We start from the raw sequence: 18,515 nt of genomic DNA, 5'->3' as shown, positions 1-18,515 counted from the left end.
GTCGCACCGGCGTATCAAGTTGCCGCCTCGGCGCTTGCTGGAAAATACCTAAAAGTCCAGAATGGACTATAAAGTTTATTTCCAGCTGGAGCGTCCGCATGCCCAACGTCACTCCCTATGTTCTGCAGCATGCCGAAACCGAGCAATTGCTCGCTCAGATCGACGTGCACCAGGCGCTGCTCGCCATGTTCCGCGACCTGGCCGCCGGCAGCGCGGTGCAACCGGCGCAACAACTGGTCGAGTTCCCTGGCGCGACCGGCGACTTTATCAACTACCTCGGCGTGCTGGCCGACGCGGGCGTGTACGGGGTGAAGACCTCGCCCTATATCGTGCGCCAGCAAGGCCCACTGGTCAGCGCCTGGACCCTGCTGATGTCCATGCAAACCGGCCAACCCCTGTTGCTCTGCGATGCCGGCAGCCTGACCACCGCGCGCACCGCAGCCACCACCGCAGTGGCCGTGGATGCCCTGGCGCCGACACAGGCCACGCGCCTGACGGTGATCGGCAGCGGCGCGGTGGCGCGCGCCCATGTGCAGTACGCGAAGGGCCTGCGCGAATGGCAGAGCATCCGCCTTTACTCGCCGAGCCTGGCCGGCAAAACTGCGGCGCAACGGCTCGCGCTGCAACAGCTCGACCCGCGCGTACAGCTCTGCGCCAGCCAGGCAGAGGCCATCGCCGATGCCGAGGTGATCATGCTCTGCACCTCATCCGCTACCCCGGTACTGGACCCCGCCCAGTTGCGCACACCGGCGCTGATCACCTCGATCAGCACCAACGCGCCACGCGCCCACGAAGTACCGCCGCAGGCGCTGGCCCAGCTGGACGTGTACTGCGACTACCGCGCCACCACCCCAGGCAGCGCCGGCGAAATGTGCCTGGCCAGCGAGCAACACGGCTGGGACCGCGCGCAGATCCGCGGAGACCTGCCGGAACTGCTGAGTGGCCAGGCGCCGCAGCCGGACTATCGCCGGCACGTGTTCTTCCGCTCCATCGGCCTGGGCCTGGAAGATATCGCCCTGGCCAATGCCCTCTACCACCTCAAACACGCGCACAGCGCCTAGGAGCCCCGCCATGCACCAGGCCGACTACCTGATCATCGGCGCCGGAATTGCCGGCGCCTCCACCGGCTACTGGCTGGCGCCGCACGCCCGGGTCATCGTGCTCGAACGCGAGCCACTGCCCGGCTACCACGCCACCAGCCGCTCCGCCGCGCTCTACACCGTGGCCTATGGCACGCCGCAAGTGCGCGCCCTGACCGCTGCCAGTCGGGCCTTTTTCGACGCGCCGCCAGCCGGTTTCGCCGATCACCCGCTGCTCAGCCCGCGTGGCGAACTGGTGGTGGACTTCACCGGCGACGCCGAGGAACTGCAGCGCCAATATGCAAGCAGCAAGGCCAGCGTGCCAGACATGCGCCTGCTGAATGCCGACGAAGCCTGCGCCCTGGTGCCGGTGCTGCGCCGCGACCAGGTGCAGGCCGCCATGCTCGACCCCAGCGCCGCCGATATCGACACCGACGCCCTGCATCAGGGCTACCTGCGCGGCATCCGCCAACACGGCGGGGAAATCCACAGCAACCGTGAAGTGCTGAACATCCAGCGCGACGGAGACGCCTGGCGGGTGGACTGCGGAGCCGAGCACTACCGCGCCAAAGTGCTGATCAATGCCGCCGGCGGCTGGTGCGATCAAATCGCCCAACTGGCTGGGGTGGCGCCCATCGGCCTGACTCCCAAGCGCCGTGCGGCGTTCACCTTCACTGGCCCGGAAGGTATCGACTGCCATGCCTGGCCCTGCGTGGTCAGCCTCGACGAGTCGTTCTACTTCAAGCCGGATGCCGGCCTGCTGCTCGGCTCGCCAGCCAATGCCGACCCGGTCGAGCCGCATGACGTACAACCGGAAGAGCTGGACATCGCCATGGGCATCTACCAGATCGAGGAACACACCACCTTGCGCATTCGCCGCCCGCAGCACAGCTGGGCCGGGCTGCGCTCCTTCGTTGCCGACGGCGACCTGGTCGGCGGCTACGACAGCCGCACGCCAGGCTTCTTCTGGGTTGCCGCGCAAGGCGGTTATGGCATCCAGACCTCCGCGGCGATGGGCCAGGCCTGCGCCGCCCTGGCGCGCGGCGAACCGTTGCCCGAACATTTGCGCCAGTTCGGCCTGAGCGCCGAGATGCTCTCGCCCGCCCGCCTGGGCTAACCGACCACGCCGCCCGCAAAGCCCCCGAGGATGACGCCCCAGGCGCTTTGCGGCACACTCGCAGCGCCACCCAAATCGAAGAGCCTCGCATGCCGCCGCCCCGCCACGACCCTGCCCTGGATAATTACCGGGCCATCGCCGACGCCATCGCCACGCTGTTCTTTCCCCACGCCGAGGTGGTGCTGCACGACCTGCGCACACAAAAAGTCGATTACATCGCCAACAACATCTCCAAGCGCGAAATCGGCGACGATGCCGCGCTGGAAGACTTACTCAGCGGCGACGGCGACGAGCGCAGCATCGGCCCCTACGAGAAGCTCAACTGGGACGGCCAAAAAATCCGCTCGGTCAGCAGCGTGCTGCGCGACGCGGCCGGCACGCCCATCGCGGTGCTGTGCATCAACCTGAATATCTCGCTGTTCGAGACCGCCAAGCAGGCGCTGGACCTGTTCCTCTCGTCGAGCAAACTGGTGCCACAGCCCGACGCGCTGTTTCGCGACGACTGGCAGGAACGCATCAACACCTTCCTGCACAGCTGGCTGCGCCAGCGCCAACTCGGCCTCAACCTGCTGACCCGTGAGCACAAGCGCGAACTGGTCGAAGCCCTGCACGCCGAAGGTGCCTTCAAGGGCAAGAGCGCCGCCAACTACGTGGCCAACGTACTCAACATGGGCCGCGCAACGGTGTACAAGCACCTGAAAGAGATCAAGGCCGACTAAGCAACCCGAACGGGATCGCTGCCGTTACTTCTGGCTGTAGCTCTGGATCAGGTTGGCATAGGCCGGCAGGTGACCGCCAAGGATGCCGCCGAACCCCTCAATGTCGTTGCGCCAATCGCGGTGCAATTCGCAGCCGACACTGAACCAGTTGAGCAGCTGCGCCCCGGCGTGGGCCATGCGCATCAGGGCAGCATCACGCACGCTGGTGTTGAAGGTGCCCGAAGCATCGGTCACCACGAACACCTCGTAACCCGCCTCCAGCGCCGACAGGGTCGGAAAGGCCACGCACACGTCCGTCACCACCCCGGCAATGATCAGTTGCTTGCGACCGGTGGCCTTGATCGCGTTGACGAAGTCCTCGTTATCCCAGGCGTTGATCTGCCCTGGGCGGGCGATATAGGGCGCATCGGGGAACATAGCCTTGAGTTCGGGCACGATTGGCCCGTTGGGGCCGCTCTCGAAGCTGGTGGTGAGGATGGTCGGCAGGTTGAAGAACTTGCCGATATCAGCCAGCGCCAACACATTATTCTTGAACTCATCCGGGCTGTAGTCACGCACCAGCGAGAGCAGGCCAGCCTGATGATCGACCAGGAGCATGACGGCATCGTCCTTGTTCAGCCGCTTGTAGGTGAACGACATGGTGAACCTCCTATGGAGAGGGTAGATAAACGCAGACACTGGATAGTTGTTGCTGCGGATATACAGCCTAGTCCGCGGCGCACCACCTGACCTCCCGGCACAAAACGAAATAGCTCTTCACTAGACGCGAACAATCCATGCTGGCGTTAGAATCCGACGGACGACCCGATTTACGCCCTTCCAGCCGCGCCTCACGCAAGGTTTCTCCAGCCGGCCTTGAGCGCACAACCCTGAGCCCTGTACCGGCGGCTATCGCGCACCGTTACACTGCGGCTTTGCTCGGGAGTTCGGCCCATGAGTCACCCACCCATCTACGGTGTAGGCGATGCCTCCTATCGGGCTGCTGGCGGTATCGATGGCCTGCGGCGTTTGGTCGACGACTTCTACCGGTTGATGGACGAACAGCCTGAAGCCGCCGACCTGCGCCGCCTGCATGGTGAAAGTCTGCAGCTGGCGCGCGACAAGCTGAGCTGCTTTCTCAGCGGCTGGCTTGGCGGCCCTCGGCTGTTCAGCGAGAAGTATGGCGCCATCGCCATCCCTGCCTTTCACGCCCAGTGGCCTATCGACGAGCGCTTGAGCGAAATCTGGCTCAACTGCATGGCACAGGCGATTGCCCTGCAACCTTATCCAGCGGATTTTGCCGACTACCTGCTGAGCCAACTGCGTGTACCGGCGCACCGCATCGTGCAGGCCTGCGGTAATCGTCACGGCATAGCACGCCCCGGTTATTGAGCGAGTCGCATGCGCTGCAAAACCGCGCTACCTTGGTGCCGATTCGGGCTTGCATGGAGTAGACAGATTGCAAGGATGGAACCTTGACTGGCAACGACTCAAAGAAAACGACCGGGCCTTCCTGCCGCAGTTGCGCGAACAGAATATGCGGCGTTTGCTGTTTGCCGCGCCCTTGATCCCGCCCATCAACCTGCTGCACCTCTGGCTGTTCTGGCACACACAACCGGCGTCGCCTGCCGAAGCCTTGTGGCGCGAGGGCATTCTGCTGGCGCATGCCGGCATGCTGGTGTTTTTCACCCTGCTGGCGCTGGCTGCCTGGCAGTTCAAGCGCCACGCATTGCCACGGCCAAGTCAGGCCTGCATCACGCTCGGCATGCTCGGCACCCTGAGCTTCGCCGCCTTGGTCAGCGCCATCGATCAACTGGTAACCAGCAACATCACCCCGTTATTGCTGGGCTGCACCCTGGTGGCCCTGATTTTCCTGCATCGCCCGCTATCGGCCCTGCTGCTGTTTAGCTTTACCCTGGCGCTGTTTCTTCTGGGCATTCAGCAAACCCAAAGCGATGCGGCTCTGTTGATCAGTAACCAGGTCAATGGCCTGTCCACCTGCGCCATCGGCCTGGCTCTGGCCTGGTTGCAGTGGCGCAACTTCGTCCAGTTCAGCACGCAGAAGCAACGCCTAGAGGATCAGCAACTGCTGCTGGAGGAACAGAATGTCAGATTGAGCTACCTGGCGGACCACGATCCACTTACCGGCCTGCTCAACCGTCGCGCATTCAGCGACATCATGCAGCGCGAACTGCTGCGCTGCCAACGCAGCCAGCAGCCGCTGTGCCTGCTGATGCTCGACCTTGACCACTTCAAAACCATCAATGACCGATACGGCCATCCCGTAGGCGATGCGCTGATCCAACAAACCGCTCGCTTGCTCGGCAGCCAGGTGCGCAACATCGACAGCCTGGCGCGGATTGGCGGTGAAGAGTTCGTCTTGTTACTGGTCGATTGCCCCCAGGAACAGGGCCGGCAGATCGCCGAGAAGCTGCGCCAGCTGGTGGAACAGCAATTGTGCACAATCGATGGCCACGAGCTGCGGATGACCGTCAGCATTGGCCTGAGCACATTGGCCAGAGGCCAGCAGAGCAGTTATGAAAGCCTCTACACGGCCAGTGATCGCGCGCTCTATCAGGCCAAGCACAACGGGCGTAATCGCGTGGAAACGGTACGGCTGGACTGAGGCAGGACAAGCAGAGCTGCGCATTGCGCGGCTCTGCCATGTCGGCCCGGGGCGATCACTCGCCGTAGATGTCGAAGCTGAAGTAGTTGTCCTGGATCTTCTGGTACGCGCCATTACCGCGGATCGCCTGAATCGCCGCATTGAGCTTGCCGAGCAGCTCGCTGTCGCCCTTGCGCACGGCGATACCGGCGCCTTCGCCGAAGTAGGCGGGGTCGGTGAACGCCGGGCCGACGAAGCCAAAGGCTTTACCGTTGTCGGTTTTCAGGAAGCCCTCGTCCACCGGGATAGCGTCGGCCAGGGTGCCGTCGAGGCGACCGGACAGCATGTCCAGGTAGATTTCGTTCTGCGAGCTGTAGCGCACCACTTCCACGCCCTTGGCCGCCATCACTTCGCTGGCGAAGCGGTCGGTGGTGGTCGAACGCTGCACGCCGATGCGCTTGCCCTTGAGGTTGGCGAAATCCGCGTCGACCTCGGTGCCGGCCTTCATCACCAGACGTGCCGGGCTGTAGTAGTACTTACCGGTGAAATCCACCGATTTGCGCCGCTCGTCGGTGATGGTCATGGACGACAGAATGGCATCGACCTTCTTCACCTTGAGCGACGGGATCAGACCATCGAACTCCTGCTCGACCCACTGGCACTCGACCTTCATCTCGGCGCACAGGGCGTTGCCGATGTCGTAGTCGAAGCCGGCGATCTGGCCGTCGGCGGTTTTGAAGGCGAACGGCGGATAGGCCGCTTCGATGCCCAGGCGCAGCGGTTTTTCGGCGGCGAACAAGCTGCTGGCGATCAGGCCCAGGGCAAGGCTGCCCACTAAGGCGATTTTCTTCATTGGAGTGATTCCTGCTGGGTGAGTGAGATCCCCCACGCCACGGGCGTAACGCCGTGGGCAAGCGGGACACGGGCGGTTGCGGCAAGACAGAAGAAAGGCGCGCCAGGTGTGCACCTGAGCGAAAGGCGGTTGCTGAGTAACACGCAGGGACGGGTCATCGGCCAGTCTCGTTTTGTACTTTAAAATCCATACTGGACTTAAATGTACATATCGTCAACCGACCATGCGTCGCCTGCAACGGAGCATCGGTGTGCCCTTAAACCGCGCGAATCGTCGCGGCTAGTGCCACGTTACTGGGTCAGGGCTTTTCCCAGCGCTCGGCCGCCATCTGGTCGCTGCTGCGGCCTTCGACCCAGCGAGGACCGTCGTGGGTGTCTTCTTTTTTCCAGAACGGCGCGCGGGTTTTCAGGTAGTCCATGACGAAGGCGCAGGCGTCGAACGCCGCCTGGCGGTGAGCGCTGCTGGTGCCGACGAAGACGATCGGCTCGCCCGGTTCCAGGCGGCCGATGCGGTGGATGATCTGGATATTCAGCAACGGCCAGCGCTGCCCGGCTTCGACCGCGATCTTGCCCAGGGCCTTCTCGGTCATGCCGGGGAAGTGTTCGAGGAACATGCCGCCGACCTCGCGGCCCTCGTTGAAGTCGCGCACGTAGCCGACGAAGCTGACCACCGCGCCGATGCCTAGGTTGGCGGCGTGCAGGGCGTTGAGCTCAACGCCCGGATCGAAGGGTTGCGACTGGACGCGAATGCTCATGCAGAAGTTCTCTGTGGGAAGGGCTTTAGCCGCGACGACACCCGACTCAACCGCCGGTCACGGTGGGAAAGAACGCCACTTCATCGCCGGCCGCCAACGGCTCATCCAGGCTGCAGAGTTCCTGATTGCGTGCACACATCAGGTTCTGCTCGGCCAGCACCTCCCACACACCGCCACGGGCGAGCAGATGCAGGCGCAGGTCGTTGAGCGTGGCAAAGGCCTGGCTGTCGCTCAACTGCTCGCCATCGAGCCCCAGCGCCTCGCGGTAACGGGCGAAATACTGCACGCGAATCATGCTTGCTCCTCGGCAGTGAAGTGGCCGCTCTTGCCGCCCAGTTTCTCCAACAGGCGCACGCCTTCGATGGTCATGCCACGGTCCACGGCCTTGCACATGTCATAAATGGTCAACGCGGCGACGCTGGCGGCGGTCAACGCCTCCATTTCCACGCCGGTCTGCCCGGTCAACTTGCAACGTGCACGAATGCGCACGGCGTCGCTGCCTTCAGCCGTCAGTTCGACTTTGACGCTGGTGAGCATCAGCGGGTGGCACAACGGAATCAGGTCGCTGGTCTTTTTCGCCGCCTGGATGCCGGCAATGCGCGCCACGGCGAATACATCGCCCTTGGGGTGCTCGCCCTCGACGATCATCTGCAAGGTTTGCGGGCGCATGCGCACCAGGGCTTCGGCAGTCGCTTCACGGACGGTCAGGGCTTTATCGCTGACATCGACCATATTGGCGCGGCCTTGGGAATCGAGATGGGTTAACACAGGCATGCTCCAGGCGGGTATCCGGCGATTGTAAACCCGCGGGTCAGCTTCCGGCACCTGTGCGGCGAGAAATGACGGCAAACAAGGCAACGCCGCCCTGCTGGCTTGAGAGCCAGCAGGGCGGACGCCAGTAGCGTGGCGTTACATGTGGGTTTCGGCGTATTCGGCGAGGATCGAGCGCGGCACGCCTTGCAAGGTGATGTGCACACCGTGCGCGAAGTCCTTGAAGCGCTCGGTGAGGTAGGTCAGGCCCGAGCTGGGCGCCGACAGGTAGGGCGTATCAATCTGCGCCAGGTTACCCAGACAGACCACTTTCGAGCCGGTGCCGGCGCGGGTGATGATGGTCTTCATCTGGTGCGGCGTAAGGTTCTGGCATTCGTCGATGAGAATCAGGCTCTGCTGGAAGCTGCGCCCACGGATGTAGTTGAGGGATTTGAACTGCAGCGGCACCTTTTGCAGGATGTAGTCGACGCTGCCGTGGGTGTTCTCGTCGTCCATATGCAGGGCTTCGAGGTTATCGGTGATGGCACCGAGCCAGGGCTCCATCTTCTCCGCCTCGGTGCCGGGCAGAAAGCCGATCTCCTGATCCAGGCCCTGCACGCTGCGGGTGGCGATGATGCGCCGATAGCGCTTGCTGACCATGGTTTGCTCGATGGCCGCCGCCAGGGCCAGGATGGTTTTGCCGGAACCGGCCGCGCCAGACAGGTTGACCAGGTGAATATCCGGGTCGAGCAAGGCGAACAGCGCCAGGCCCTGGTAGATATCGCGTGGCCGCAGGCCCCAGGCTTCCTGGTGCAGCAGCGGCTCCTGGTGCAGGTCGAGGATCAGCAGCTCGCCCTCCTGAATGCCTTTGATCCAGCCGACAAAGCCCTGCTCGTCGAGGATGAACTCGTTGACGTGCACCGCCGGCAGGTTGTCGGTGAGTTGCACGCGGTGCCAGGTGCGGCCGTGGTCCTGGCGGGTTTCGACCTTGCTCACGCGATCCCAGAACGAACCGCTCATGTTGTGATAGCCCTGCGACAGCAGGGACACGTCGTCGACCAGTTGATCGGTGTGGTAGTCCTCCGAATCGATACCACAGGCGCGCGCCTTCAGGCGCATGTTGATGTCCTTGGTCACCAGCACCACGGACATGCCCGGTCGCCGCGACTTCAGCTCGACCAGTTGGTTGATGATTTTGTTGTCGTTGAGGTCTTCCGGCAGCCAGGTGATCGGCGCCGCGCTTTTGCTCATGAGGATCGAGAGAAAACCACAAGGCCCGCTTTTATCGCGCTGGATCGCGACGCCATGCTCCACTTCTTCAGGTGTTGCGCCCCCCAGAATCTTGTCGATCAAACGAATGGCCTGACGGCATTCGGCCGCCACACCCTGCTTACCGGTTTTCAGCTTGTCCAATTCCTCCAGTACGGTCATCGGGATGGCGACGTGGTGTTCCTGGAAGTTCAGCAAGGCGTTGGGATCGTGGATCAGTACATTGGTGTCGAGGGCGTACAGGGTTGGGGCGGTGGGCTTGAAGCGTCCGTGGTCATCCATACTCGGTCACCTTCTTGTAGGAACCAAGCGACGGAATGCCTGAGCAGCGCTCCGCCGCGGGAAGAGCCGCCGACCTCTCAGACGGGGGGCTGAGAAGGTGCAAGCAAGGTGATGGCCAAAGGTCGCCACCTGTCTGCAGGGTTCGGCGGTCTGTCTTTTAGATACTCCAAAAAACGTGACAGGCGAACGTTTTTTTCAGCTTTTTCAAGTTTATTTATCGCCTCGACGAATAGCGCTTGGCGACCTGCCCAGGCCCCGTTACAGTCAGAAGTCCTACCGGCGCTCCAGCCGAAAAAATCCCGCCCCAGTTGTACATTCCCTCGCCATTTTCCGCGCCGCGCGTAGCCGTGGACAGTCACTGAGCCGCGCCAGCCGCGCCTCGGCTCATGCCAACCCGCGGCGGACAAGCCTGCGGCATGTCCGCCCTACGTGTGCTGGCGTTGCGTAGGGTGGACATGGCGAAGCCTTGTCCACCGCCGTGTCTCAGAACCGCGGCCAGCCGAACTTGAGTGAACCAACTAACCGTACAGGCCACTAGAGCCATGGGCACCGCTCGGCCTAGAATCGCGCCCAGACTTTCAGGAGCAGATCTCTATGCTGATGGTGATTTCCCCGGCCAAGACCCTCGACTACGAGACCGCGCCGGTGACCGCACGCTATACCCAGCCCGAACACCTCGACCATGCCCAGGACCTGATCGCCCAGTTGCGCGATTTCAGTCCGGCGCAGATTGCCGAGCTGATGCACCTGTCGGACAAGCTCGCCGGCCTGAATGCCGCGCGTTTCGGCAGCTGGACGCCGACCTTCACCCCACACAACGCCAAACAGGCGCTGCTGGCGTTCAAGGGCGACGTGTACACTGGGCTCAACGCCGAGACCTTCGAGGAGGCCGATTTCGACTTCGCCCAACAGCACCTGCGCATGCTTTCCGGCCTCTACGGCGTGCTGCGCCCGCTGGACCTGATGCAACCCTACCGCCTGGAAATGGGCACCAAACTGGCCAATCCGCGCGGCAATAACCTCTATGACTTCTGGGGTGAGCGCATCAGCGGCTGGCTCAACCAGGCATTGCTCGCGCAGGGCGATGACGTGTTGCTCAACCTGGCCTCCAACGAGTATTTCGGTGCAGTAAAGCGTCAGGCATTGCAGGCGCGGGTTATCGACACCGAGTTCAAGGACCTGAAAAACGGCCAGTACAAGATCATCAGCTTCTACGCCAAGAAAGCCCGCGGCCTGATGGCGCGTTATGTGATCAAGGAGCGGCTGAACGATCCAGAGGGCCTCAAGGACTTCGTCGAGCAGGGTTACCGCTACTCGGCGGAGCATTCCAAACCGGACAAACTGGTCTTCCTGCGCGGCCATCCACACGACTGATAACACCCCGCCGCCCCGCGATAACGGGCCGATAACACGGCCCGTTCGCGCCCTATACATTCCCGCCTACTCCCGCGCAATACCTCATTTTAATTACCCGGCAACAGCCACATAGAACTTTTTCGTGTTCTTACCTACCGCGCAAGTCGCCCGATAAAGTGCCATCAACGTGCAACTAGTGGCCACTATCGACAACTTTATAAGTCGCCACAAAAGAGGACGAACGGTAGGAACTATCGGAAAAATCCCACACTCTTACCCGGCGTAACATATTTCTTCATGTAACTTTCTGCATGAGCCAAAACTGCCCCTAACTGTCGGACAAACGTTCGCGGGAGAGTTTTGCCCACGCGAAAGTTACCGCGAAATTACAGGAGAACTTCCACTGCGCAGATGACCGACTAAAACCCAAGCGCCAGAGCCTTCAAGGCCACGGCCCAGGACAGCAAAGGGCACGTTTGATAGTTACAAGCCCGTTTAGGCGCCCCGCGTGGATGCCGGATATTTGTCATGCCTAAATTAACTAACTCCGCTCAGCGAGAGACAAGTTAAACGAACGCCAGTGGTCAATACGCCACTATTAATTGCGCAATAACGGACGAGGTGAATGCGATGCGAATCAGCATCTTTGGTTTGGGTTACGTGGGTGCAGTATGTGCTGGTTGTTTATCGGCGCGCGGCCACACTGTGATCGGCGTGGATATATCCGCGAGCAAGATTGATCTGATTAACCAAGGCAAATCGCCAATTGTCGAACCGGGTCTGCAAGCCCTGTTGCAACAGGGCCTGAGTTCCGGCCACTTGTACGGCACCACCGATGTTGCAACGGCGGTACGCGATACCGAAGTGTCGTTCATCTGCGTCGGTACACCGAGCAAGAAAAACGGCGACCTGGCGCTGGATTACATCGAAGGGGTGTGCCGCGAAATCGGCTTCGCCCTGCGCAACAAGGCCGAGCGCCACACCGTGGTGGTGCGCAGCACCGTACTGCCGGGCACCGTGAAGAACGTGGTGATCCCGCTCCTCGAAGACTGCTCCGGCAAACGCGCCGGGATCGATTTCGGCGTCGCGGTAAACCCGGAATTCCTCCGCGAAAGCACCGCGATCCAGGACTACGATTTCCCGCCGATGACCGTGATCGGCGAACTGGACACGGCCTCCGGCGACCTGCTGGAAAGCATCTACAGCGAGCTCGACGCACCGATCATCCGCAAGGCCATCGATGTCGCCGAGATGATCAAGTACACCTGCAACGTCTGGCATGCGGCCAAGGTCACCTTCGCCAACGAGATCGGCAACATCGCCAAAGCCGTCGGCGTCGATGGCCGCGAAGTGATGGACGTGATCTGCCAGGACCACAAGCTCAACCTGTCCAAGTACTACATGAAGCCCGGCTTCGCCTTTGGCGGCTCGTGCCTACCCAAGGACGTACGCGCCCTCGCCTACCGCGCCGGCTCCCTGGACGTCGATGCGCCGCTGATCGGCTCGCTGATGCGCAGCAACGCCAATCAGGTGCAGAAAGCCTTCGACATCATCTCCGGCTACGACAAACGCAAAGTCGCGCTGATGGGTTTGAGCTTCAAGGCCGGCACCGACGATCTGCGCGAAAGCCCACTGGTGGAGTTGGCCGAACTGCTCATCGGCAAGGGTTTCGAGCTGAGCATCTACGACAGCAATGTCGAATATGCGCGGGTCTACGGCGCCAACAAGGACTACATCGAATCGAAGATTCCGCACGTTTCTTCACTGCTCGACAGTGACTTCGATGCGGTCGTCGATAACGCCGAGATCATCGTGCTCGGCAATGCCGATGCGCACTTTGCGCACCTGGCGCAGCACGCCCTCGTCGGCAAGCACGTGGTCGACCTGGTCGGTTTCATGCCAACCGCCTCGCGCGCCGGTTCCGAAGGAATCTGCTGGTAACCCCAGCCTTTAACAGGCCGTTGAAAAATGTAGGCGAGGCAGCCGAGACAAGGCAAAAACGGCCGAAAAAGCGCAGTTTACTGGTGTAAATGAGCATTTTGACTGGGCTCGCATTCGAGGCCGTTTTTAACGCCGTATCGGCAACGTAGGTAGTTTTTCAATGGCCTGTTAGCCAGTCGGTGCCCCCTTGGACGCGCGACCGCCAAAGCAGCGTCCTCGTCCGAGAGGCCCGGCGAACACGATGGATATGTCTATGCACACGCTAAAGAGCGGCCTGAACCAGGCCGCAGGTTGGTTGTTCTACCTATCGCTGCTGATGCTGCTCGCGTTGGCGCTGCCCAGGAGCGTGTTCGACCCCGAGTCGCGCGACTACCTCCTGCTGATCGGCGCAGTGGGCATCTGGCGCTATTCCATGGGCGCCATACATTTTCTGCGCGGCAGCCTGTTTCTCTATGTGGTTTACCCCTATTACCGCCGCAAGGTGAAAAAACTCGGCAAGGACGCCGACCCTTCTCAGGTGTTTCTGCTGGTCACCAGCTTTCGCATCGACGCGTTGACCACCGCCCAGGTGTACCGCTCGGTGATTCGCGAGGCGATTGACTGCGGTTACCCGACGACGGTGGTGTGTTCCATCGTCGAGCTGTCCGATGAACTGTTGGTGAAGAACCTCTGGGCGCGGATGAACCCGCCGCCGCAGGTCAAGCTGGACTTCGTGCGCATTCCCGGCACCGGCAAGCGCGATGGCCTGGCCTACGGCTTTCGCGCCATCTCCCGGCAGATGCCGGATAAGCATGCGGTGGTCGCGGTGGTCGATGGCGACACCGTGCTCGGCGAGGGCGTGGTGCGCAAGACGGTGCCCTGGTTCAAGCTGTTCGCGAACGTCGGCGGCCTCACCACCAACGAGTTCTGCGAGGTGCGCGGCAGCTACATCATGAGCGAGTGGCACAAGCTGCGCTTCGCCCAGCGCCACCTGAACATGTGCTCGATGGCGCTGAGCAAGCGGGTGCTGACCATGACCGGGCGCATGTCGGTGTTTCGCGCCGAAGTGGTCACCAACCCCGAGTTCATCGCCGACGTGGAAAGCGATCACCTCGACCATTGGCGTCTGGGGCGCTTCCAGTTCCTCACCGGCGACGACAAATCCAGCTGGTACAGCCTGATGCGCCTGGGCTACGACACCTTCTACGTGCCGGACGCAGCGATCAACACGGTCGAACACCCGCCGGAAAAGAGCTTCCTCAAGGCCAGCCGCAAACTGATGTTCCGCTGGTACGGCAACAACCTGCGGCAGAACTCGCGCGCCCTGCGGCTGGGGATGCAGCGCCTGGGCGGCTTCACCAGCGTGGTGCTGTTCGACCAGCGCGTGTCGATGTGGACCAGCCTGCTCGGCCTCAGCGTGGCGCTTATCGCCAGCCTCAAGTACGGCGCGGGCTTCCTCCTCGCCTACCTGCTGTGGATCGGCCTGACCCGCCTGGCGTTGACCCTGCTGCTGAGCGTCGGCGGCCACCGCATCGGCCCGGCCTATCCGCTGATTCTTTATTACAACCAGATCGTCGGCGCGATGGTGAAGATCTACGTGTTCTTCCGCCTCGATCAACAGTCCTGGACCCGCCAGAACACCAAGATCGATCGCGGCTTGCTGAGTTTCCAGCGTTGGTTCAACACCTGGTCGTCACGCGCCATGACTTTTTCTGCCGCCAGCGTCTTCATCGCCACGCTTCTGGCGTTGGTCTGACCGGAACTCGATTCGAAGAGGAATTTGCAAGTATGAACACAGCCGTCAACGTCAACGTGGTCCATGAGTCCGAAGCCCAGCGCCAGCATGCGCGGGTCAAAATCCCCGCAGTGTTGCGCTACCTGACGAAAGCCCGCGAGCGCGTCGAACAACCGATCAGCGACCTGTCCGCCGGGGGCTTCAGCTTCAGCGCCGGCAAAGCGCCGGTACGGATTGGCGACTATCACAAGGGCCGCCTGCAATTTCAGCTGGAAAGCCTCGACCTGGGCATCGACATCGAGTTTCAGGTGCGCTCGGTCGACCCCGACAGCCAGCGCGTCGGCTGCCAGTTCCACAACCTCAAACCACGCGAGCAAGCGACCCTGCACCAGCTGATCAGCGCTTACCTGAGCGGCGAACTGGTTGGCGTCGGCGACCTGCTCAACACCCTGCAACGGGAAAACTTCACCAAGGCGCGCAAGAACGGCGCAGGGGGCGCCGGCATGGGCGTGCTCGCGCGGCTCAAGGCGGTGACCTTCAGCCTCGCGGTGTTCCTGGTGGGGCTGGCCGCCTTCGGCTTTATCTTCAAATCGCTGTACGGCCTGTACTTCGTCACCCACGCCCAGTCCGGCCTGGTCAGCGTGCCCAGCCTGCAAGTGACCATGCCGCGCGAAGGCACGGTTAACAGCCTGCTCGGCCCCGATGCGACGGTGGCCAAGGGCGCCCCCATCGCCTCGTTCTCCGCCAGCATGCTGGAGATGCTCAAAGGCCACCTCACCGATGCACAGCTGACCCCGGCCAACATCGAAGAGCTGTTCGGCAAACAGATGAAGGGCACCCTGACCAGCCCGTGCAACTGCAAGGTGGCGCGGCAACTAGTGGCCGACGGCCAATTCGCCAACAAGGGCGACGTGATCTTCGAGCTGGTGCCGCAGGACACCCACGCCACGGTGCTGGCCAGCTTCCCGTACCGCAACTTCGCCCAGGCCCGCCCCGGCACCCGTGCCAGTTTCTGGGTGGCCGGCGAAGACACGCCGCGCTACGGCAAGATCGTCAGTAGCAGCCTGCACGAAGGCGGTTTGTCCGCGGACATCCGCGTGGTGATCGAGCCCGAGCAAACCCTCACCAGCAACCTCGCCGGGCAACCGGTGGAAGTCACCCTCGACCGTGGCCCGTCGTTCGACTGGATGATCGACAAAGCCCTGGCGGCTGGTCTCTAGGGAGGACGCGGCATGCCGACTATCGACTTCCCCACGCGGCCGCCGAGCGCGCTCGCCGCGCCCCTGCTGGCGCTGTCCCTGGCCACGGTCCTGGCCGGTTGCGCCGGCCTGCCGGACGAGCGCCTGGCCGCCGCAGCGCTGCAACGCGGCGACAGCGCCACCGCCGAGCAGAACTTCCGCCAACTGGCCGAGCTCGGCTACGTCAACGCGCAGATCGGCCTGGCTGACCTGCAACTGGCCAGCGGTACGCCCGCGGACCTGGCCAAGGCCGAGCAGACCTACCGCCAGGCCCTCGACCAATCGCCACGGGCCCAGGCGCGCCTCGGCAAGTTGCTGGCGCGCAAGCCCGCCGCCAGCGCTGCCGAACGCCGCGAGGCCGCGCAATTACTGAATGACGCCTTCACCGCCGGCGAGCCCAGCAGCCTGTTGCCGCTGGTGATGCTCTACCTGCAATACCCACAGGACTTTCCCGGTATGAACGTGCAACAACGAATTTCTACCTGGCGCCAGCAAGGCCACAGCCAAGCCGAGCTGGCACAAATCCTCTTCTACCGCACCCAAGGCACCTACGATCAGCACCTGACGGAAATCGAGCGCATTTGCCAAGGCCTGCTCGCCGAGGCGGATGTCTGTTATGTCGAACTGGCCACCGTGTACCAGAAGCAAGGTCAGGAGGCGAAACAGAAAGCCCTGGTGCAGCGCCTGATGGCCGGCTACCGCAGCGGCGCCGTGCCGGCCCAGCGGGTCGATGCGGTGGCCCAGGTGCTGGCCGATGCCGAGCTGGGCACCCCGGACGAAAGCCAGGCCCAGGAGCTGCTCGAAGCCATCGCCCCGAGCTACCCGGCCGCCTGGGTCAGCCTCGCCCGCCTGCTCTACGACTACCCCGGCCTGGGCGACATCGAGCAGATGATGAGCTACCTCGAACACGGCCGCGCCGCCGCCCTGCCGCGTGCCGAGCTGCTGCTCGGGCGCCTGTATTACGAAGGCAAACTGGTGCCGCAAGACCCGCAAAAAGCCGAAGCGCACCTGCGCAAGGCCGCGCCCAGCGAACCCAGCGCCAACTACTTCCTAGGGCAGATCTACCTGCGCGGCTACCTCGGCGACATCTACCCGCAGCAGGCCCTGGATCACCTGCTCAGCGCCGCGCGTGGCGGCCAGATCAACGCCGACCTCGCCCTTGCGCACCTGTACTCGCAGGGCAAAGGCATCCAGCCCAACCTGGTCAACGCCTTCGTCTTCAGCCAGCTGGCGCTGCCGAAGAACACCGCGCCGGTCAGCGAACTGGCGCGCAGCATCGAACAGCAACTGCCACCCGCACAACGCGCCCAGGCCGAACAACTGCTGCGCGAAGAACGCCAGCTGCGCGGCAACGCCTGGCAACAGCAGGCGCCATTGCAGGCGCAGCAGCCATGAGCAAGGACTTCCCGATGAAACTGAACCGGATCGCCGCCGGCCTGGGTTTGAGCGTATCGCTGCTGTCCGCCAGCTCGGTGTGGGCGGTGCAGATGAGCGACGACAACTTTGGCCTCGACGTCAAAATCACCGCGCAATCGGAAGACGACCGCGACCTCGGCACCCGCGACGGCGGCGACATCAACGGCATCGGCCTCGACCTGCGCCCCTGGGTGTACGGCGAGCGGGGCGACTGGAGCGCCTTCGCCCTCGGCCAGGCGGTGACCGCCACCGACATCGTCGAAACCGACACCCTGCAAGCCAGCGACACCGACAGCCAATCCAGCCAGCGTAACGACGCCCGCGTGGCGGACAAGAGCTACCTGGCCTTGCGTGAGTTCTGGGTCGACTACAGCGGCTTCACCGCCTACCCCGGCGAACACCTGCGCTTCGGCCGCCAGCGCATGCGCAGCGACGAAGGCACCTGGTGGGATACCAATATCGAGGCGCTGCGCTGGAGCTTCGACACCACCCTGCTGCGCGCCAACGTCGGCGTCGCCGAGCGCTTCTCCGAGTACCGCACCGACCTCGACGAGCTGGCCCCGGAAGACCAGGACCGCCGCCATCTGTTCGGCGATATCGCCACCCAGTGGCAACCCGGCCACTGGGTCGGCCTCAAGGCCCACCACAGCCGCGACGACGGCGACCTGGCGAACCCTGGCGAGCCGCTCGACGAACTGAGCAAACGCTACACCGGCGACCTCACCTGGCTGGGCATCAACGCCGACGGCGACTTCTTCAACCACCGTTCGCGCATGCCGCTGAACTACTGGGCGCAAGCCACCTGGCTGAGCGGCAACACCGAACAGCTGGAGCAAACGCTGATCGGCGACCAGCGCTTCGCCAGCGGCTCGCGCAACCAGGACGTGAATGCCTGGGCACTCGACCTCGGCCTGCGCTGGAACATCGACGAGCAGTGGCGCGTCGGCGGCGCCTATGCGCGCGGCAGCGGTGGCGGTGACGACGACCAGTCCGAGCAGTTCATGCAGACCGGCCTGGAGAGCAATCGCTCCAACTTCACCGGCACCAACGCGCGCCTGCACCGCTTCGGCGAGGCCTTTCGCGGCGAACTCTCCAACCTGCAAGTGGCCACCGCGTTCACGTCCTGGCAGCTGCGCGACGACTACGACGCCAGCCTGGTCTACCACCGCTTCTGGCGCGTCGACGACAACCAGGACATCGGCGAGAGCGGGATCATCGCGCCGCTACAGGCCGGTGAAAAGGAGGTCGGCCAGGAGCTCGATCTGGTGGTTACCAAGTACTTCAAGCAGGGCCTGTTGCCCGCCGCCATGAGCGAGCACCTCGACGAACGCTCGGCGCTGGTGCGCTTTCGCGGCGGCGTGTTCAAGCCCGGCGCTGCCTACGGCAGCGGCACCGACGCGTTGATGCACCGCGCCTTCGTCGACTTTATCTGGAGATTCTGAG

General features: G+C 63.0%; 17 protein-coding genes. 11 read left to right on the top strand and 6 right to left on the bottom strand.

Going from position 1 to position 18,515, the window contains the following annotated elements; genetic code table 11:
• Positions 1-98: 98 nt before the first annotated feature.
• The 3 genes from B3M58_RS11985 (at position 99) to B3M58_RS11975 (ending at position 2,915) form a co-directional block, all read left to right on the top strand.
• A complete protein-coding gene (locus B3M58_RS11985; protein ID WP_296219383.1) occupies positions 99-1,061 on the top strand; it encodes an ornithine cyclodeaminase family protein in 963 nt (320 codons plus the stop codon).
• 10 nt (positions 1,062-1,071) lie between these two features.
• Positions 1,072-2,196, top strand: a complete 1,125-nt coding sequence (locus tag B3M58_RS11980; protein ID WP_296219382.1) for an NAD(P)/FAD-dependent oxidoreductase — start codon at positions 1,072-1,074, stop codon at positions 2,194-2,196.
• 89 nt (positions 2,197-2,285) lie between these two features.
• Positions 2,286-2,915 carry a helix-turn-helix transcriptional regulator gene (locus B3M58_RS11975; RefSeq protein WP_296219381.1) on the top strand — a complete coding sequence of 210 codons (630 nt, stop codon included), beginning with the start codon at positions 2,286-2,288 and terminating at the stop codon, positions 2,913-2,915.
• Between the two features lie 24 nt (positions 2,916-2,939).
• On the opposite strand, the gene ycaC is transcribed toward B3M58_RS11975, so the two are convergent.
• Positions 2,940-3,554, bottom strand: a complete 615-nt coding sequence (gene ycaC / locus B3M58_RS11970; RefSeq protein ID WP_296219379.1) for an isochorismate family cysteine hydrolase YcaC — start codon at positions 3,552-3,554, stop codon at positions 2,940-2,942.
• 294 nt (positions 3,555-3,848) lie between these two features.
• Here ycaC and B3M58_RS11965 point away from each other — a divergent pair, with 294 nt between their 5' ends.
• The gene (locus B3M58_RS11965) at positions 3,849-4,286 is read left to right on the top strand and encodes a group II truncated hemoglobin (protein ID WP_296219377.1); all 438 of its coding nucleotides are present in this window, start codon (positions 3,849-3,851) and stop codon (positions 4,284-4,286) included.
• Positions 4,287-4,353: 67 nt separating this feature from the next.
• Entirely contained in the window at positions 4,354-5,520 is a 1,167-nt protein-coding gene (locus tag B3M58_RS11960) for a GGDEF domain-containing protein (RefSeq protein WP_296219375.1), read from the top strand.
• 55 nt (positions 5,521-5,575) lie between these two features.
• Here the strand turns inward: B3M58_RS11960 and B3M58_RS11955 are convergent, their stop codons facing one another.
• The 5 genes from B3M58_RS11955 to B3M58_RS11935 form a co-directional block, all read right to left on the bottom strand.
• A complete protein-coding gene (locus B3M58_RS11955) occupies positions 5,576-6,352 on the bottom strand; it encodes an ABC transporter substrate-binding protein (protein WP_296219373.1) in 777 nt (258 codons plus the stop codon).
• A 298-nt stretch (positions 6,353-6,650) separates the two neighbouring features.
• Positions 6,651-7,106, bottom strand: a complete 456-nt coding sequence (gene moaE, locus B3M58_RS11950) for a molybdopterin synthase catalytic subunit MoaE (RefSeq protein ID WP_296219372.1) — start codon at positions 7,104-7,106, stop codon at positions 6,651-6,653.
• 46 nt (positions 7,107-7,152) lie between these two features.
• Positions 7,153-7,401, bottom strand: a complete 249-nt coding sequence (locus B3M58_RS11945; protein ID WP_296219370.1) for a MoaD/ThiS family protein — start codon at positions 7,399-7,401, stop codon at positions 7,153-7,155.
• Positions 7,398-7,874, bottom strand: a complete 477-nt coding sequence (moaC, locus tag B3M58_RS11940; RefSeq protein ID WP_296219369.1) for a cyclic pyranopterin monophosphate synthase MoaC — start codon at positions 7,872-7,874, stop codon at positions 7,398-7,400. Before moaC ends, B3M58_RS11945 begins: the two co-directional genes overlap by 4 nt.
• 141 nt (positions 7,875-8,015) lie before the next feature.
• Complete coding sequence (locus B3M58_RS11935) at positions 8,016-9,407, bottom strand: PhoH family protein (protein WP_296219367.1); 1,392 nt, start codon at positions 9,405-9,407, stop codon at positions 8,016-8,018.
• A gap of 594 nt (positions 9,408-10,001) precedes the next feature.
• Between B3M58_RS11935 and yaaA the strand changes: the two genes are divergently transcribed.
• The 6 genes from yaaA to B3M58_RS11905 all read left to right on the top strand — a co-directional run bounded on the left by yaaA (position 10,002) and on the right by B3M58_RS11905 (position 18,514).
• Entirely contained in the window at positions 10,002-10,781 is a 780-nt protein-coding gene (gene yaaA, locus B3M58_RS11930; RefSeq protein WP_296219366.1) for a peroxide stress protein YaaA, read from the top strand.
• Between the two features lie 612 nt (positions 10,782-11,393).
• Entirely contained in the window at positions 11,394-12,704 is a 1,311-nt protein-coding gene (locus tag B3M58_RS11925) for a nucleotide sugar dehydrogenase (RefSeq protein WP_296219364.1), read from the top strand.
• A 253-nt stretch (positions 12,705-12,957) separates the two neighbouring features.
• Entirely contained in the window at positions 12,958-14,439 is a 1,482-nt protein-coding gene (gene alg8 / locus B3M58_RS11920; RefSeq protein ID WP_296219363.1) for a mannuronan synthase, read from the top strand.
• Positions 14,440-14,471: 32 nt separating this feature from the next.
• On the top strand, positions 14,472-15,638 hold the full coding sequence (locus B3M58_RS11915) for a PilZ domain-containing protein (protein WP_296219361.1): 1,167 nt from the start codon (positions 14,472-14,474) through the stop codon (positions 15,636-15,638).
• A gap of 12 nt (positions 15,639-15,650) precedes the next feature.
• Positions 15,651-17,051 (top strand): alginate biosynthesis TPR repeat lipoprotein AlgK, encoded by a 1,401-nt coding sequence (gene algK, locus B3M58_RS11910; protein WP_296219360.1) that lies wholly within the window; start codon positions 15,651-15,653, stop codon positions 17,049-17,051.
• Positions 17,052-17,065: 14 nt separating this feature from the next.
• The gene (locus tag B3M58_RS11905; RefSeq protein ID WP_296219572.1) at positions 17,066-18,514 is read left to right on the top strand and encodes an alginate export family protein; all 1,449 of its coding nucleotides are present in this window, start codon (positions 17,066-17,068) and stop codon (positions 18,512-18,514) included.
• Position 18,515: the final 1 nt, after the last annotated feature.

Source organism: Pseudomonas sp. UBA2684 (genome assembly GCA_002354655.1).
Taxonomy (GTDB): domain Bacteria; phylum Pseudomonadota; class Gammaproteobacteria; order Pseudomonadales; family Pseudomonadaceae; genus Aquipseudomonas.
The sequence above is the reverse complement of the archived record's forward strand: the minus strand, read 5'-3'. Positions and strand labels throughout refer to the sequence as shown.

What these genes read in the sequence shown, in the direction of transcription:
- B3M58_RS11985 (WP_296219383.1), top strand. Translation starts at nt 99, where the DNA reads ATGCCCAACGTCACTCCCTATGTTCTGCAGCATGCCGAAACCGAGCAA.
- B3M58_RS11980 (WP_296219382.1), top strand. Translation starts at nt 1,072, where the DNA reads ATGCACCAGGCCGACTACCTGATCATCGGCGCCGGAATTGCCGGCGCC.
- B3M58_RS11975 (WP_296219381.1), top strand. Translation starts at nt 2,286, where the DNA reads ATGCCGCCGCCCCGCCACGACCCTGCCCTGGATAATTACCGGGCCATC.
- ycaC (WP_296219379.1), bottom strand. Translation starts at nt 3,554, where the DNA reads ATGTCGTTCACCTACAAGCGGCTGAACAAGGACGATGCCGTCATGCTC.
- B3M58_RS11965 (WP_296219377.1), top strand. Translation starts at nt 3,849, where the DNA reads ATGAGTCACCCACCCATCTACGGTGTAGGCGATGCCTCCTATCGGGCT.
- B3M58_RS11955 (WP_296219373.1), bottom strand. Translation starts at nt 6,352, where the DNA reads ATGAAGAAAATCGCCTTAGTGGGCAGCCTTGCCCTGGGCCTGATCGCC.
- moaE (WP_296219372.1), bottom strand. Translation starts at nt 7,106, where the DNA reads ATGAGCATTCGCGTCCAGTCGCAACCCTTCGATCCGGGCGTTGAGCTC.
- B3M58_RS11945 (WP_296219370.1), bottom strand. Translation starts at nt 7,401, where the DNA reads ATGATTCGCGTGCAGTATTTCGCCCGTTACCGCGAGGCGCTGGGGCTC.
- B3M58_RS11935 (WP_296219367.1), bottom strand. Translation starts at nt 9,407, where the DNA reads ATGGATGACCACGGACGCTTCAAGCCCACCGCCCCAACCCTGTACGCC.
- yaaA (WP_296219366.1), top strand. Translation starts at nt 10,002, where the DNA reads ATGCTGATGGTGATTTCCCCGGCCAAGACCCTCGACTACGAGACCGCG.
- B3M58_RS11925 (WP_296219364.1), top strand. Translation starts at nt 11,394, where the DNA reads ATGCGAATCAGCATCTTTGGTTTGGGTTACGTGGGTGCAGTATGTGCT.
- alg8 (WP_296219363.1), top strand. Translation starts at nt 12,958, where the DNA reads ATGCACACGCTAAAGAGCGGCCTGAACCAGGCCGCAGGTTGGTTGTTC.
- B3M58_RS11915 (WP_296219361.1), top strand. Translation starts at nt 14,472, where the DNA reads ATGAACACAGCCGTCAACGTCAACGTGGTCCATGAGTCCGAAGCCCAG.
- algK (WP_296219360.1), top strand. Translation starts at nt 15,651, where the DNA reads ATGCCGACTATCGACTTCCCCACGCGGCCGCCGAGCGCGCTCGCCGCG.
- B3M58_RS11905 (WP_296219572.1), top strand. Translation starts at nt 17,066, where the DNA reads ATGAAACTGAACCGGATCGCCGCCGGCCTGGGTTTGAGCGTATCGCTG.